This window comes from Saccharibacillus sp. O23, assembly GCF_002205895.1.
GTDB lineage: Bacteria > Bacillota > Bacilli > Paenibacillales > Paenibacillaceae > Saccharibacillus.
In genome coordinates, this window is the sequence record NZ_NJDE01000002.1 from 345,781 (window position 1) to 359,713 (window position 13,933).

General features: G+C 58.4%; 18 protein-coding genes. 2 read left to right on the forward strand and 16 right to left on the reverse strand.

The features are described 5' to 3' along the window. Positions 1-179: 179 nt before the first annotated feature. Genes CDO73_RS03055 through CDO73_RS03065 form a run of 3 tightly spaced genes read right to left on the reverse strand, consistent with a single transcriptional unit; the run spans position 180 to position 2,462 of the window. Positions 180-917 carry an amino acid ABC transporter ATP-binding protein gene (locus CDO73_RS03055; protein ID WP_306437502.1) on the reverse strand — a complete coding sequence of 246 codons (738 nt, stop codon included), beginning with the start codon at positions 915-917 and terminating at the stop codon, positions 180-182. A gap of 41 nt (positions 918-958) precedes the next feature. After that, positions 959-1,624: an amino acid ABC transporter permease gene (locus tag CDO73_RS03060; protein ID WP_088487014.1), complete on the reverse strand. Its 666-nt coding sequence runs from the start codon at positions 1,622-1,624 to the stop codon at positions 959-961. 31 nt (positions 1,625-1,655) lie between these two features. After that, positions 1,656-2,462 (reverse strand): transporter substrate-binding domain-containing protein, encoded by an 807-nt coding sequence (locus CDO73_RS03065; protein ID WP_088487015.1) that lies wholly within the window; start codon positions 2,460-2,462, stop codon positions 1,656-1,658. Between the two features lie 193 nt (positions 2,463-2,655). Here CDO73_RS03065 and CDO73_RS03070 point away from each other — a divergent pair, with 193 nt between their 5' ends. After that, positions 2,656-2,898: a hypothetical protein gene (locus CDO73_RS03070; protein ID WP_088487016.1), complete on the forward strand. Its 243-nt coding sequence runs from the start codon at positions 2,656-2,658 to the stop codon at positions 2,896-2,898. Between the two features lie 155 nt (positions 2,899-3,053). On the opposite strand, the gene moaA is transcribed toward CDO73_RS03070, so the two are convergent. Genes moaA through CDO73_RS03100 form a run of 6 tightly spaced genes read right to left on the reverse strand, consistent with a single transcriptional unit; the run spans position 3,054 to position 7,311 of the window. Next, the gene (gene moaA / locus CDO73_RS03075; RefSeq protein ID WP_088487017.1) at positions 3,054-4,076 is read right to left on the reverse strand and encodes a GTP 3',8-cyclase MoaA; all 1,023 of its coding nucleotides are present in this window, start codon (positions 4,074-4,076) and stop codon (positions 3,054-3,056) included. A 30-nt stretch (positions 4,077-4,106) separates the two neighbouring features. Further along, positions 4,107-4,712, reverse strand: coding sequence for a molybdenum cofactor guanylyltransferase (locus CDO73_RS03080; protein ID WP_088487018.1), 606 nt, complete (start codon positions 4,710-4,712; stop codon positions 4,107-4,109). After that, complete coding sequence (moaD, locus tag CDO73_RS03085; RefSeq protein WP_088487019.1) at positions 4,709-4,942, reverse strand: molybdopterin converting factor subunit 1; 234 nt, start codon at positions 4,940-4,942, stop codon at positions 4,709-4,711. The genes CDO73_RS03080 and moaD overlap by 4 nt, the downstream gene beginning before the upstream one ends. Then, a complete protein-coding gene (locus tag CDO73_RS03090) occupies positions 4,939-5,385 on the reverse strand; it encodes a molybdenum cofactor biosynthesis protein MoaE (RefSeq protein ID WP_088487020.1) in 447 nt (148 codons plus the stop codon). The genes moaD and CDO73_RS03090 overlap by 4 nt, the downstream gene beginning before the upstream one ends. Next, complete coding sequence (gene mobB, locus CDO73_RS03095; protein WP_088487021.1) at positions 5,372-5,983, reverse strand: molybdopterin-guanine dinucleotide biosynthesis protein B; 612 nt, start codon at positions 5,981-5,983, stop codon at positions 5,372-5,374. Before mobB ends, CDO73_RS03090 begins: the two co-directional genes overlap by 14 nt. Further along, entirely contained in the window at positions 5,971-7,311 is a 1,341-nt protein-coding gene (locus tag CDO73_RS03100) for a molybdopterin molybdotransferase MoeA (protein ID WP_088487022.1), read from the reverse strand. Before CDO73_RS03100 ends, mobB begins: the two co-directional genes overlap by 13 nt. Positions 7,312-7,375: 64 nt before the next feature. Here CDO73_RS03100 and moaC point away from each other — a divergent pair, with 64 nt between their 5' ends. After that, positions 7,376-7,861: a cyclic pyranopterin monophosphate synthase MoaC gene (moaC, locus tag CDO73_RS03105; RefSeq protein WP_088487023.1), complete on the forward strand. Its 486-nt coding sequence runs from the start codon at positions 7,376-7,378 to the stop codon at positions 7,859-7,861. A gap of 104 nt (positions 7,862-7,965) precedes the next feature. On the opposite strand, the gene CDO73_RS03110 is transcribed toward moaC, so the two are convergent. The 7 genes from CDO73_RS03110 to CDO73_RS03140 form a co-directional block, all read right to left on the reverse strand. Beyond that, complete coding sequence (locus CDO73_RS03110; RefSeq protein WP_088487024.1) at positions 7,966-8,493, reverse strand: MogA/MoaB family molybdenum cofactor biosynthesis protein; 528 nt, start codon at positions 8,491-8,493, stop codon at positions 7,966-7,968. Positions 8,494-8,537: 44 nt separating this feature from the next. Then, positions 8,538-9,533, reverse strand: coding sequence for a ThiF family adenylyltransferase (locus CDO73_RS03115; RefSeq protein ID WP_256972536.1), 996 nt, complete (start codon positions 9,531-9,533; stop codon positions 8,538-8,540). Positions 9,534-9,722: 189 nt separating this feature from the next. Continuing rightward, the gene (locus CDO73_RS03120; protein ID WP_088487026.1) at positions 9,723-10,928 is read right to left on the reverse strand and encodes a nitrate/nitrite transporter; all 1,206 of its coding nucleotides are present in this window, start codon (positions 10,926-10,928) and stop codon (positions 9,723-9,725) included. 264 nt (positions 10,929-11,192) lie between these two features. Next, positions 11,193-11,705 carry a hemerythrin domain-containing protein gene (locus tag CDO73_RS03125; protein WP_088487027.1) on the reverse strand — a complete coding sequence of 171 codons (513 nt, stop codon included), beginning with the start codon at positions 11,703-11,705 and terminating at the stop codon, positions 11,193-11,195. A gap of 31 nt (positions 11,706-11,736) precedes the next feature. Next, positions 11,737-12,387, reverse strand: coding sequence for a response regulator (locus CDO73_RS03130; RefSeq protein ID WP_088487028.1), 651 nt, complete (start codon positions 12,385-12,387; stop codon positions 11,737-11,739). Further along, entirely contained in the window at positions 12,384-13,463 is a 1,080-nt protein-coding gene (locus CDO73_RS03135; protein WP_256972537.1) for a sensor histidine kinase, read from the reverse strand. The genes CDO73_RS03130 and CDO73_RS03135 overlap by 4 nt, the downstream gene beginning before the upstream one ends. Further along, the gene (locus tag CDO73_RS03140; protein WP_088487029.1) at positions 13,460-13,918 is read right to left on the reverse strand and encodes a GAF domain-containing protein; all 459 of its coding nucleotides are present in this window, start codon (positions 13,916-13,918) and stop codon (positions 13,460-13,462) included. Before CDO73_RS03140 ends, CDO73_RS03135 begins: the two co-directional genes overlap by 4 nt. Positions 13,919-13,933 lie beyond the last annotated feature (15 nt).

Consider the following 13,933-nt stretch of genomic DNA (forward strand, 5'->3'; position numbering starts at 1 on the left):
GGCTTCTCTCCTGCTTATCGAAAGTCGAAAGGAAGCTCATGCTCCCCACGAAATAAATAAAGACCCTTCCATAGGCAAGGGTCTTGTACAGAGTATTGTTTTACCGCTTAACGCGGATTTAGAGTACGTCGGCCAACGTTATTCCAAAAAGTTTCTCATAAACAGCTGCACTCAGACAATCACCGGACTGTCGCGGTCTGCAGAAAGCTCCGGGTTTGCGGTTCGCGCGGGTTCGCGAAAAATTCCTGAGCCGGCGCTTTCTCGATAATCGTGCCGTCGTGCAGAAAGACTACCGTGTCGGCGACTTCCCGCGCGAAGTTCATTTCGTGGGTTACGACCACCATCGTCATGCCTTCTTCCGCCAGCTCCCGCATCGTTCGCAGCACTTCCTCGACCAGTTCGGGATCGAGCGCGGAAGTGGCTTCGTCGAAGAGCATGATGTCCGGCTTCATGGCCAGCGCGCGGGCGATCGCCACGCGCTGCTTCTGTCCGCCCGACAGCTTGCCCGGATAGACGTCGGCTTTTTCGTCAAGTCCGACTTTAAGCAGCAGCTCTTTGGCTTCGCGGATCGCCTGCTCTTTCGGTACTTTTTTGACCATGACCGGAGCTTCGATGACATTCTCCAGCACGGTCATATGCGGGAACAGATTGAAATGCTGGAACACCATGCCGACCTTCTCCCTGATCTTGTTGAGATCGTCGTTTTTCGGATCGACGGCTTTGCCTTCGATATAAATCTGTCCGCCGCTGCTTTCTTCCAGAAAATTCAGGCAGCGCAGCAGCGTGCTTTTACCGGAACCGCTGGCTCCGACCAGACAGACGACTTCGCTTTCTTCGACGGACAGGTCGATGCCTTTGAGTACCTTCAGCTCGCCGAACGATTTGGTTAACCCTTCGAGACGAATCATTTCTTTCATCGTTATTCCCCGCTTTCATCCAGTCTGGAAATGAAGATCGATCAACGCTCGCTGATCGCCATGCGGCGCTCTACCGCACGTACGGCAAGCGTCAGCAGGCCGACCAGAATGAGGTAATAGATCGCGACGATCATCAGATACGTCATTTCGTCGAAATTGTTCGAGCCCAGCGTGGTCGCGACGTTGAACAGTTCGTTCATCGAGATGAAAGCGGCGAGCGAAGAGTCTTTCAGCCCGATGATGAACTGGTTGCCGAGCGGCGGCAGCGCCCTGCGAAAAGCCTGCGGCAAAATGATGCGGCGCATGGCCAGCGAGCGCTTCATGCCGAGCGAAGTCGCGCCTTCCATCTGTCCTTTGTCGATCGATTGGATCGAGCCGCGGAAGATTTCCGCGATATAAGCGCCGTTGTGGAACGCCAGCGCCAACGAAGCCGCCCAGAAGTCCGGGATCAGGAAGAGCCCGCTGAGACCGAAGTACAGAATGAAGATCTGCACGATCAGCGGCGTTCCGCGGATCAGATAAATATAGGCGTCGGAGATCCACGCCAAGCCTTTGATTCTCGACAGCTTGAGCAGCGCGAAGAACAAGCCGATCACGATCCCGAGCAGGATCGAGACGACGGTCAACTCCAGCGTCAGCAGCATCGCGCGCGTCAATAAGCCGCTGCTGTCCGCAAACGTTCGGAAAAAGTCGGCAATTCCGTTCATGCAGGCACGTCCCTTCTGTCAGATATGACGATCACTTTGAAGCTGCGGCTTCCGGTTCGGTCGTGATGTCTTCCCCGAAATATTCTTCGCTGATTTTTTTCAACGTGCCGTCCGCCCGCAGTTTGTCGATCGCTTCATTGATTCGTTTCAACAGAACCGGATTGTCCGTCGGGACGACGACCGCCTGCTCGCTGCGTTCGATCAACTGCCGTTCTTCGACGGCGAAGCCTTCTTGGATCGTGGTGCGTCCGGTCACGAAATCGGTGATGACCGCGTCGTGGCGTCCGTCGGCCAGAGCTTGAAGCGCCGTTATGTCGCTGTCGTACGTCTTGACGTTGCCGGTATAGCGTTTGGCGATGTCGAGATAGCTCGTTCCTTTGGCGACGGCCACTTCCTTGCCCTTCAGATCGTCCGTGGTCTGAATCGGACTGTCGGGACGGGTGAAAATCTGAGGTCCCGAATAATAATACGGCGTGGAGAACAGAACATGCTTGGCCCGGAGATCGTTGATCGTCAAGCTGGCGACCGCCGCGTCGGCGCGTCCGTTCTTGACGCCTTCGACCAGACCGACCATCTTCATGCGCTTGGCTACCGGTTCGACTCCGAGTTCCTTCGCGATCGCGTTGCCGACCTCGATATCGAAGCCGGACATGGTGAGATCGTCGTTCAGGTAGCTGAACGGGCGAAATTCGCCGGAAGCGGTGAACACGAACTTGTCGTCGTTCAGCAGGCCCGTTCCGCCCCCGGACCGTTCGCTGCTGCCGCAGCCGGACAACGTCAGCGCCAGCAGCGCCGCCGCCAGAAGCAAAAGGCGTATTCTTCTTCCCTGAATGTGCATAGCCGCGTCTCCTTTCCTCGATGGGTCAAGTCTTACTTACCCAAACGCTCAAAAGGAACTCACCCGGCTTGTCAGCATTGCGGACCCGATCCTGCAGGTTCAAGGCGTCGCGTAACCGGGTAATTCGGATAGAGAAGCAATCGAATTCTTATCGAATAAAAATACGATTACCGACACCGGGGAGGCGGGAACGATGGCGAACGAAGGCAGACCTCAGGACACGGAATTCATGACGAGAGAAGAACGCGAAGAAGTCGGACGCCGTATCAATGAAGGATTCGCGAAGCATGAACGGACGGAGACCGCGGGAAGCGGCGAGATCGCGAGCGGCCCCATCGTCAAACGCTTGTCGGAAGAAGAGATTCGCCGCCGGGTGGGCGACGGGAATTTCGACGCCGCCAAAGACGACGGGCAGACTCCTTCGATCAATAGTTGACGAGATGAGGAAACAAAGATGCGCGAGGGCAGCGCATATCGATTTTTCCGACTGCTGCGTATCAAAAAAAAGCGGTTTTTCCGATAAGTCGGGAAAACCGCTTTTTTGATGGAAGCCGGGATTCGACGGCGCATGCTGACGATCTTCTTCTTTGTTCAACCGCCGATGTAAGACATATTGATCTTCTTGCGATTCTTCGCCGTCTGTTCCGTGCGTTCGTCCGAATAGCGATCGGCGCGACGTTCCCAGACGTCGACGATCGCGGAGCGGATCTCGTCGTCGCCCGCTCCGCCGCGCAGCAGTTCGCGCAGATCGAATCCGCTTGAAGCGAACAGGCAGGTATAGAAGATCCCGTTGGACGACAGGCGCGCCCTCGTGCAGGACGAGCAGAACGATTCGGAGACCGACGTGATAAACCCGACTTCCGTATCCGTTCCGCGGTAGCGATAACGGGAAGCGACTTCGCCGAAATAGTCGGGTTCGACGGCTTCCAATTCGTGCGCGGTTCGAAGCTGCTCGTAAATCTCTTTTTTGGTGACTACGCGTTTGAAGCTCCAGCCGTTATCGTTGCCCACGTCCATAAACTCGATAAAGCGCAGCGTGATGCCGCGTTCTTTGAAATAAGCCGCCATCGGCAGGATTTGCCCGTCGTTGGCTCCTTTTTGCACGACCATATTGACCTTGACTTCGAAGCCGACTTCGCGCGCCAGATCGATCTGCCGCAGAATCTGCGCCGAATCGATGCCCCGTCCGTTCAAACGGCCGAACAATTCGGGATCGAGCGCGTCGAGACTGACGTTCAGCCGCCGCAGCCCCGCCTCGTATAAGGGCTGCGCGTTGGCGCCGAGCAGCAGGCCGTTGGTCGTCAACCCGACGTCTTCTACGCCTTCGACTTTCAGTACGCGCGAGACGAGATCCGGCATGCCTCTGCGCAGAAGCGGTTCTCCTCCGGTCAGCCGAATCTTTTTGACGCCGATCGAAGCGAAAATGCCGGTCAGGCGTTCGATCTCTTCGAACGTCAGCAGCTCGTTTTTCGGCATGAAGGCATAGTCGTCGCCGAAGATCTCTTTAGGCATGCAGTAGGTGCAGCGGAAATTGCAGCGGTCGGTGACCGAGATGCGAAGATCGCGGATCGGCCGGCGAAGCCGGTCGGTCGGCGTCTGACGGCTGGTATTCATGGCTTCTCCTCCTCTCCTGCCGATTCCGCTTCAGTTCGCGTCCGGCGTATTGAAATTATCGAAAACGCGAAGGTCTTCGTCAATCCGCGAAGCATCCAGCCATACGGTGTTCAGCTTCGCCAGCAGTTTCATGACCGATAACCGATCGGCCGAGATCTCTTGTTCCAGAACGTCGGCCAATCCCGCTCGCCATACGCTAAGCAGCGGAACAAAAGCGTCTCCGGCGCGTACGGCTGCGACATCGGCTTCCGGACGAGTTTGCGCCAGTTCGGCCAGTCGCCGGATCGTGCGCGGTCCGACGCGCGGCATATCGCACGGCAGCACGAGATAACGTTCGGCGGGAATCCGGCGCATCACCGTGCAAATGCCGGCGAGCGGGCCTCGGCCCGAGACTTCGGGCAGATCGACCTGCACGTCGTACGCGCCGGGAAAACGTTCGGCCAAACTTGCGGCGGACGAGACCGTCACGAGGCGGCAGGCGGCGCTCAGCGCTTCGTAAGCCCGCTCGTGAAACAGTCGTCCTTCGTACCTTGCGAAAGCTTTCGGCGATCCGTAACGCCTCGATAAGCCGCCCGCCAGCAGGATGCCGACCGTCCGCTCGGACACGTCTTCGGGCTGCGCGTCGGCCTTCGTCATCCTCCGCTTACCGGAGGAATCAGCGCCGCGGTGTCGCCTGCTTGCAGTACGTCGCTCTCCGGCGCGTATTCCTCGTTGATCGCGACTCGGACGGCTTCCAAGGACAGGTGCGGATAGCGTTCGCCGACCCAAGCGATCAGCTCGGCGACCGTTTTGCCGTCGAGGTCGGCTTCCTCTTGCGCCGTGCCCGTCGCTTCGCGCAGGCCGGCAAAATACAGCAGCGTAATCATGGCTTCTCTCCTTGCGTGTCCGGTTTTTTGCGCTGATCGCCGATCCATTCCGTGCCGTCTTCCCAGATTTCTTTTTTCCACACGGGCACGCTCTCTTTGATTCGTTCGATCGCGTATTCGTTCGCTTCGTACGCGTCTTTGCGGTGCGGAGACGAGACCGCGATGACCACCGCGATCTCGCCGATCCGCAATTCTCCGATCCGATGCGCGATGGCCGTCCGCGTGCCCGGCCATTTCTGTTCGATCTCTTCGCCGATCCGCGCCAGCATCTTCTCGGCCATCGGCGCATAAGCTTCGTATGCCAGATATAACGTGCGAATGCCGCGCGTCCATTCGCGTACATGGCCGGTAAACAGCGTCACCGCTCCGGCTTCCGGACGCAGGACATAATCCGCGTAGCGCTGCGGATCGATCGGTTCGGTTACGATTTCATAAGGTTTCATCCGGTTCTCCTTTCAGCCAGCGGCCGAACCAATTTGCGATTCCGTCCGCGTCTTCTCTGTGCAGCAGGGTTAATGCGCCGAATCGGGAAACTTCCGCCCTTTGCGCTTGCAGATTTTTCAGTATCGATCTTAATTCTTCGTCTGGTACGATGATCAATCGAATGCCCGGCAGCCGAAGCAGTTCCGTCAGATCTTCTTCCGAGCGAAGCAGCACGATCTTGTCGTACGCCGCCTGCTTGAAGCCTTCGATCAACACGAGATCCGGCTCGGCGTAAGCTTCCGTCAATCGGATCAGCCGATCCAGTTCGCCTTCTTCGCGTCCGTCTTCTCGATCGACGTCGCTTCTGCCGCTCGGTTCTCGGCCTTGCAGCAGCAGAACGCCTCCGCCGACAACCAGCGAGCTGGCGGCTCCGGCCGCGAAGAACCGCGAAGCGTCGGTACCGCCCGGCGGCGGTTCGGGCGCGCCGCCGTGCCCGTGATGCTTGATCGCCGACGCCCGAAGCCCGCGTTCGGCTGCCAGATGCAGCAGGCGTTCGGTCAGCGTCGTTTTGCCGCTGTTCTTGAATCCGACCACCTGAAGCCGCTTCACGCTTCCCATACGGCGATGCCTTCTTCCATGCCGGGCAGCAGCACGTCCACTTCGTCGCCCGCCGCGAACCCGCGCGTTCCGCCGGGCAGCATGATCAAAGCATTGCCGCGGCCGATCGACGAGACCGCGTTCGACTTGTTGAATCCGGCCGGACGAACGGTCCGGCCGTCATAGACGGCGCGGATAAAGCGCGCGAACGGATTGGCTTTGCCGAAGTCTTCGCCGAGAACGGCGCGGGTGCGCATCGGGTAGATCTTCTCCGCGCCCATCATCGCCAGCAGCGCGGGCCGCGCGAACAGTTCGAAGCCGGTGTAACAGGCGGAAGGATTGCCGGAAAGGCCGAACAGGCAGCGGCCGTCCAGCACGGCGACGGTCGTCACGCTGCCGGGCCGCATGGCGACCTTATTGAACAGCACCTCGGCCCCCAGCCGTTCGTAGACGGCCGGCAGCAGATCGAAATCGCCGACCGACACGCCGCCGGTCGTAATCAGGCAGTCCGTCTCGCCGAGCGCCAGCCGGACGGTGTCCAGCATGTCGTCGAGGCGATCGGCCGCCGCCGCGTACATCCGGCAGGGTACGCCCATCCGCCGCAGTTGGGCGGCGATCATGGGCCCGTTGCTGTTGCGGATCTTGCCGGGTTCGAGCGCCGCGCCGGGTTCCAAAAGTTCGGTTCCGGTCGCCAGAATGCCGACGACTGGCAGCTTCGCGACTTCGACTTCCCGATCGCCGAACGTCGCCAGCAAAGCGATCGTTCCGGGGTGGATCAGGCTGCCCTCGGGCAGGATTTCTTCGCCTTCGCGCATGTCTTCGCCGCGAAACGAGACGTTTTCGCCGGGAGCGAACGGTTTGCGGATGGTAAACGCCGCCGAAGGCGAGAGCGGCTGCGATTCCGCCTGTTCGGCTCCGGCGGTTCGGCCCGTAAACGTCCGGTTGTCCGCCGCGCGCAAAGCAGCTTCCGGAATCGACGTTTCCTGCGTCTGCTCCAGCATGACGACGGCGTCCGCGCCTTCCGGCAGCTTCGCGCCGGTCATGATGCGGACCGCTTCGCCCGGTCCGAGCGTGCGGGCCGATACCGCGCCCGCGCCGATATGGTCGATCACGGCGAAAGCGACACGGTTCTCGCCCGAAGCCGCGGCGGAATCTTCGGCGCGGATCGCGAAGCCGTCGTAAGGCGAGCGGTCGAACGCCGGCACGTCGTGGGCCGCGATCAACGGCTTCGCCAGAATGCGGCCGTAAGCTTGTTCGAGCGGCACGGACTCGCTGCCGAGCCGCCGGACTTCCGCCTGCACGCGCGCGATCGCTTCGCTTACGGAAATCGGAGTTCTGATTTCGACCATTGAATTTCACTCCTTTGCGCATGCTATACTGGGTTCATCTTGAACCGATGAAGGGATGATGGTTTTGACCGAATTGACTCATTTTAACGAACAGGGCCGCGCGCGCATGGTCGACGTTTCGGAGAAAAACGAAACGGTGCGTACCGCCCGCGCTTCGACTTCCGTCCGCGTCAACGAGACGATCTATCGCCAGATCCGCGAAGGCGGCAACCGCAAAGGCGACGTGCTCGCCGTCGCTCAGGTGGCCGGCATCATGGCCGCCAAGAACACGTCACAGATCATTCCGATGTGCCACCCGCTGATGCTCAGCGGCGTCGATATCGAATTCGAGTGGCAGGTCGACGAAGCGGCTTCTTCGTACGAGGTCTTCTTGTCCGCCACCGTGCGCACGAAAGGGCCGACCGGCGTCGAAATGGAAGCTTTGACGGCAGCCAGCGCCGCGGCGCTCACGATCTACGATATGTGCAAAGCGGCCGGTAAAGACATGGTGATCGGGCCGACGATGCTGATGGAGAAGACGGGCGGGAAGTCGGGCGATTATTCGAGATAAGAGCGCTAAGCGCTCTTTTTTGTGTGGTTAAGGAGATAGCGGCCGGTTATTTTCGGCCGCTGAATCCGAATCAGGATTCTTTCGCCGGTTGCTCACTACGCTCGCTAGTCCCGATGCTTCGTCAATTCATGGATCATATGCCGGATCTCCGGAAGGATGATCCGGCGCATGGCCAAGGTTACGGCGCCGGTCGAGCCGGGCAAGGCGAAGACGACTTTTTCTTTGGCCGTTCCCGCGGAGGCGCGGCTGAGTACGGCTTTGGTGCCGATGTCCTCGGCGTAGCTCAGGTAACGGAACAATTCGCCGAATCCGTCGATTTCTTTTTCGAACAGCGGACGCACGGCCTCCAGCGTCACGTCGCGCTGCGCGATGCCGGTTCCTCCGGTCGTGACGATCGCGTCGACTTCGGCATGCAGGAGCCAACCGCAGACCAGCGAAGCGATCGCTTCAAGGTCGTCCGTGCAGATCGTATATTCGGCGATTTCGATTCCGGCTTCCGTCGCCAGTTCGATGATTTTTTGACCGCTGCGATCGGTTTCTTTGGTTCGGGTATCGCTGACGGTCAGCACCGCCAATCGGATCGGCGGTTTGCTTGTTTTCTTTTCCGGCGTAGCGAATTCTTCGCTGCTCATTTGCGCATCTCTCCCTCCGTTCTCTTTTTACGGTCCGCGATCGGTTATCCGAACACTTTCCGGTGCAGGTTGCGCCCTTCTTCCACGCTTCCCGCGCCATGGATCAGCAGCCGGCCGTTCATAAACAGAATGAACCTCGCGCCCAGCGCATGAAACTCGACGAAATGCGGAGTTCGGCGGAACGGGCCGTCCAGACGCCGCGCGATGCGTTCCGCGTCATCCAGCGTGACCGGGCGCTCCCGGTCCGGCAGCACTTGAACCGTATCGCGTCCGCACAGCGCCGCGTAAGCGGAACGATTCGTACGGGCAAGCGCGGGATAAGACGGAGCGGCGCCGCAAGAGGGGCAGTCCGCCTGCCGGATACGGGCAATGCCGGTATCCAAGCGCGAGCCGTTCCATAGATCGAAATGATGAATCTTGGTCAGCAGGGCTTCGCGATTGCCGCTCAGCCATTTCAGAGCTTCCGCGCTTTGCATCGCGGCGGTCATCTGCACGGCGGGAGCGATAATTCCTGCCGTATCGCAAGTATCGTTGGCGGCGGGCAGCGTCGGCAGCAGGCAGCGAAAACAGGCCGAACGATCCGGCACGAACGGAAATACGCTGCCGGAAGAACCGACGCAGGCTCCGTAAATCCAAGGAATTCCCGCTTCGAGCGCGGCGTCGTTGATCAGCAGCCGCGTCTCGAAATTATCGGTCGCGTCCATGATCAACGAACATTTCGATGCCAAGTTCCGAATCAAAGCAGCGTCCAGATCGTCGAAGTACGTATGCAGGACCAGATCGGAACGGATCTTCAGCAGGCGCAGACGGGCCGCTTCGACCTTAGGGAGCATCTGCTCCGCGTCGCTCTCGGCGAACAACTGCTGACGCTGAAGATTGGACCATTCGACGTAATCCCGATCGACCAGATGCAGTTCGCCTACTCCGGCGCGGGTCAACGTCTCGGCGATCGCCGATCCGAGCGCTCCGCAGCCGATAATCGCGACCGAAGCTTCCGTAAGCCGCTGCTGTCCGTCTCCGCCGATCGGCCCGAATAACACTTGGCGGGAGTAACGCTCCCGAGAAGAGAGTTGCGGCGACGTATCGATAGAGCATTCCTCCTTGACTTGAATGAGAAGCCGCCCGGTGTTCCCGGGCGGCCGCAGCTTCCCGCCGGAACGAAGATCCGGATCGGGCGATTTCTCGATTATGACGAGCGGAAACGCCGAGTGCAGCAGGCGGAATCCCTCTTATTTGCGCATTTTCTTGGCTTGTTCTCCGGTGACCGCTCGGCCGCCGACGGACGATCTCAGCATCTGGTCTTGGTAATGCAGCCAGAACACCAATACGAGGCTGGCGAGCGCGACCTGCGACAGCAGCATGAAGCCGATCGAATATTGTCCGGTGGCCGCATGAATGGCCGCGAGCATGATCGGCGGGAAGAATCCGCCCAAGCCGCCCATCATGGACACGATGCCGTTGGCGATGCCGGCCTGCTTCTGGAAATAGAACGGAACCAGCTTGAAGATGATGCCGTTGCCCAGTCCGGCGCTGAACGCGATAGCCAGACAGCCGATCGTGTAAGGGCCGAGCGACGGAGAGAAGGCCAGCAGAATCGCGGCGATCGTATAGATCCCGAACGTGCCGGCGAGCAGCAGCAGCGGTTTGAAGCGGTCGGCCAACCATCCGCCTACCGGACGGAAAAACGTGGCGATCGCGATAAAGCCCGCGGTTCGCATTCCGGCGTCCACTTTTTCCAGACCGAAATTCGTCACCAAGAAGTTCGGCAGATAGACGGTGAACGCGACGAACGAACCGAACGTGATGAAGTAGAACAGCGAGATCATCCACAGCTTCTCGTTCTTGTAGATGCCTTTGATTTGTTCGACGATCGGAGTCTTCACTTTGGCTTCGCGTCGGTCGCCGAGCAGGAAGTTCAGTACGATGAAGACGGCGAGCAGGATCAGATAACATTTGACGGTGTTCTGCCAACCGAACTGCGTCGCCAGTACCGGAGCCGAGAACGTGCTGACCGCCGTACCGATGTTGCCCATGCCGTACATGCCGTTGACGAATCCGTGGCGTTCCGACGGATAATACTTCGGCAGCGAGGTCACGCCGACCGAGAATACCGCTCCCCCGATGCCCAAGAACAATCCGCCGATAATGAGCGCGGTCATGGATTGGGCTACGCTGATATAATACACGGGAAACAGCAGAAGCACAAAACTGATCAGGAAGACGAGTCTTGCTCCGATGATATTGGCGTAGTACCCGAGCGGAATTCGCAGCACCGAACCCAAGACGACCGGAATCGCCGTGACGATCGCCAGACGGTCCGCGGGAATCGCGATATCTTCTTTGATGAAAGGCATCAGCGAGGAGATGATGACCCATACCATGAATCCGACCGTAAGATTCAGGGTTTGAAGCGGCAGCTGTAGTTTTTTGATCATAAGACACGCACCTTTTCGACAGTTATCTTGGTCAACCTCTTACTGTCCCCATTGTATCGACCGGCCGAAAGCCGGAATATAGGGGAGTCCCCTGTCCCCTACGGGGGAAACCCTGAATATCGGGGTTCCGTCTTCTTTTGCGGACCGAAACGGTTTCCGACGCCAAAAAAACCTGCTTTCGCATAAGGCGAAAGCAGGTTTTATCGCATACAGAACGAAGTTTGTTCAAACTTTTGTCATCGGTTATCCGAGACATCGCGTTTTTTAGACGATCATCGTGTTCATCCGCTCGTACAGTTTCAGCATTTGTTTCGGCAGAATGCGGGCTTCCGCCATCGGGAACAATACCGTTTCTTCTTTCACCTGATTGACGGTTAGCACTTCGAATGCTTCTCCGGCATCCCGAGCGGCCAGACGGATCTCTTCCAGCGTCAGCTCTTGGGGATTTCCCTCCGTTCGGTGCAGAAAGTGCCCGATATACCCTTCGATCTCTCGATGTTCTTCCTGAATCCCTACCAAGGGACCTTGATCGAAGCCGATATATCCGCCTAGCGTAGGGAAAAAGTGTTCTTCTTCTTTATCCGTATGCTTTTTCAGCGGGATCAGGAACTGCTCAAGCTTCTCACGCAGCGTCCCCGTCAGAACGCGGGCCACGCGCAGATCCGCTTCTTCTTCCAACCGGAGCGCGATCGGATGCCATTCGCCGGCCAGATAAGACAGATAACGATGCTCGTTTTCAAGAAGCCGCATCGCGGGTTTTTCGAACGTCAGTTCCATTCGGTTCGTCCTTTCTCCGTCCGGTCGCGGCTCAGAAGTCGAGCAGCTTTTTGCGCAGCGCGTATTCGACGAGCTCCGGACGGTTTTTCAAATTCAACTTCTCCATGATCTTCGCTTTGTGCGCTTCGACCGTTTTGACGGAAATAAACAGCTTTTCCGCGACTTCCTTGTTCCCGTAACCTTTGGCGATCAACGGCAGAATCTCCAATTCGCGCTTCGACAGCAGTTCGAACGGGTCTTCGGAACCGGCCGACGATTTATCGTTTTTGATAAACTCGCGGACCAGCGACGTCGCCATCTTGGGATGGATATACGTACCGCCGGCATGAATGGTACGAATCGCCAGCAGCAGCTCTTCGTCCGGCGCATTCTTGAGCACGTAACCCGAAGCCCCGCTTTTGAGGATATGGAACAGATACTCTTCGTCGTCGTGCATGGTCAAGATCAGAATCTTCGTATCCGGATAATCTTCTTTGATTTTGCCGGTGGCGATCAGTCCGCTTTCTCCCGGCGGCATGCTCAGGTCCATGATCAGAATGTCCGGATGAGTGCGCGCGACCGCCGCGTAAGCTTCGATGCCGTCGGCCGCCGTCGCGATGACCTCCATGTCCGGTTGAAAGTTCAGAATCATGGAAAACCCGCTGCGCACGATCGCATGATCGTCCGCGATCACGATTTTCATCGGATTTCCTCCTTTGTGCGGGCGTGTCCGATCGGGACCCGGACTTCGACCCGAGTCCCTTGGCCCGGCTGCGATTCCACTCGGAACGCTCCGCCGGCCAACTCGGCTCTTTCTTTCATTCCGTAGAGCCCGAGTCCCGTTCCGATCGGCGACGCCCCTTTCTCGAAACCTTCTCCGAAATCTTCGACATCAAGCCCCAACGTATCGTCGCGATCGAACAAGCGGACAAGAACGGTATCCACTTGAGCGTATTTGAGCGCGTTCAGCACGGCCTCTTGGCAGATCCGGTAGATCACGGTCTCGATCTCGCTGTGATAGCGGCGCCGAGCTAGGTCCGACTCGAATTCCACGACCAGACCGTAGCTTTGTTCGATGCGTTTGAAATGCGAACGGAAAGCCGCTTCGAGACCGAAATCGTCGAGCGCGGCCGGACGCAAATCCACGGACAGGTTGCGGATATCGTCCAACAGACGGGTCATCGACGCTTCGGTCTGCCGCACCTTTTTCAGCACGGTCTCGTCTTCGGTCATATATTTGAGCACGCGAAGATCGACAACGGCGCTCATCAATTCCTGGGCCACGCTGTCGTGCAGTTCCCGGGACAGCCGCTTGCGTTCGTTCTCCTGCGCTTCGATGACGTGACGCATCATCTTACTCTGATACAGCTTCTCCTGCACGCGGAGCTGCGGCGTCAGGTCGCGCAGCATGAACACGCGCGTTCCGTTGTCGGGATCGACCGTATGGAAAGAACCGGAGAACGGCACCACGCCTTTGTTTTTGGTCTCCAGATAGACTTGGAAAGAAGATTGTTCTTCGGATACCGGCATTTGAAAATAACAATCCAAGCAGGTAAGCTGATCCGTATCGCTGGTGTAGCCGCGGCAGGTACCGCACAGCGCTTTTTCTTCGCCTTGATACAGCTTCATCAGCACGTCGTCGGACACGATCTCTTCGGCGGCCGGATTCATGGCGAGCGCGCGCCCGCTATTGTCGAAGAAAAAGATCGCTTCTTTGCTGTTTTCGAACAGTTTCGTCATCAATGGACTCATCGGTCCGATCTCGGGATGCGCGCTCATAACGAGGCTACCTCCCTGCCGTCCAGTTCGCCTATGCCATGTGCGGCCGTTTGCTTGAGTTCTTCCATCAGTTCCGGCGTCATCTGTCCGTCCCGACGGAATCCCGCGAGCAGCACGCCGGCCACGCGGGCTTCGTTCCATAACGGCACGGCGCCCAGACTCTCGAGGTTCTCCGATCGGATGATCGGGTAGTTGAACAGGCTCGGCGCTCCTATATACTCCTGCACAGAAGGGATGTAAAGCGGTTTGCCGGTCTTGAACACGATGCCCGCGATGCCTTTGCCGGATCGGAGCACAATGCGGCGAAACCGGTCGTTCCGGTTGCCCGCGGCGTATTTCCAGCGGATGACGTACTGCTGCTCGGCGGATTCCATCATCGCCAACGCAAGGAAGTCGTATCCGAACGTTTCGCGGATCGCATCGAGTTCCTTCTGATAATCGGTAGGACTCATCATTATCATCAATCTCCA

Bases quoted from the DNA above. Each gene is read 5' to 3' on its own strand.
- CDO73_RS03055 (WP_306437502.1), bottom strand. From the start codon at position 917: ATGAAAGAAATGATTCGTCTCGAAGGGTTAACCAAATCGTTCGGCGAG.
- CDO73_RS03060 (WP_088487014.1), bottom strand. From the start codon at position 1,624: ATGAACGGAATTGCCGACTTTTTCCGAACGTTTGCGGACAGCAGCGGC.
- CDO73_RS03065 (WP_088487015.1), bottom strand. From the start codon at position 2,462: ATGCACATTCAGGGAAGAAGAATACGCCTTTTGCTTCTGGCGGCGGCG.
- CDO73_RS03070 (WP_088487016.1), top strand. From the start codon at position 2,656: ATGGCGAACGAAGGCAGACCTCAGGACACGGAATTCATGACGAGAGAA.
- moaA (WP_088487017.1), bottom strand. From the start codon at position 4,076: ATGAATACCAGCCGTCAGACGCCGACCGACCGGCTTCGCCGGCCGATC.
- CDO73_RS03080 (WP_088487018.1), bottom strand. From the start codon at position 4,712: ATGACGAAGGCCGACGCGCAGCCCGAAGACGTGTCCGAGCGGACGGTC.
- moaD (WP_088487019.1), bottom strand. From the start codon at position 4,942: ATGATTACGCTGCTGTATTTTGCCGGCCTGCGCGAAGCGACGGGCACG.
- CDO73_RS03090 (WP_088487020.1), bottom strand. From the start codon at position 5,385: ATGAAACCTTATGAAATCGTAACCGAACCGATCGATCCGCAGCGCTAC.
- mobB (WP_088487021.1), bottom strand. From the start codon at position 5,983: ATGGGAAGCGTGAAGCGGCTTCAGGTGGTCGGATTCAAGAACAGCGGC.
- CDO73_RS03100 (WP_088487022.1), bottom strand. From the start codon at position 7,311: ATGGTCGAAATCAGAACTCCGATTTCCGTAAGCGAAGCGATCGCGCGC.
- CDO73_RS03110 (WP_088487024.1), bottom strand. From the start codon at position 8,493: ATGAGCAGCGAAGAATTCGCTACGCCGGAAAAGAAAACAAGCAAACCG.
- CDO73_RS03120 (WP_088487026.1), bottom strand. From the start codon at position 10,928: ATGATCAAAAAACTACAGCTGCCGCTTCAAACCCTGAATCTTACGGTC.
- CDO73_RS03125 (WP_088487027.1), bottom strand. From the start codon at position 11,705: ATGGAACTGACGTTCGAAAAACCCGCGATGCGGCTTCTTGAAAACGAG.
- CDO73_RS03130 (WP_088487028.1), bottom strand. From the start codon at position 12,387: ATGAAAATCGTGATCGCGGACGATCATGCGATCGTGCGCAGCGGGTTT.
- CDO73_RS03135 (WP_256972537.1), bottom strand. From the start codon at position 13,463: ATGAGCGCGCATCCCGAGATCGGACCGATGAGTCCATTGATGACGAAA.
- CDO73_RS03140 (WP_088487029.1), bottom strand. From the start codon at position 13,918: ATGATGAGTCCTACCGATTATCAGAAGGAACTCGATGCGATCCGCGAA.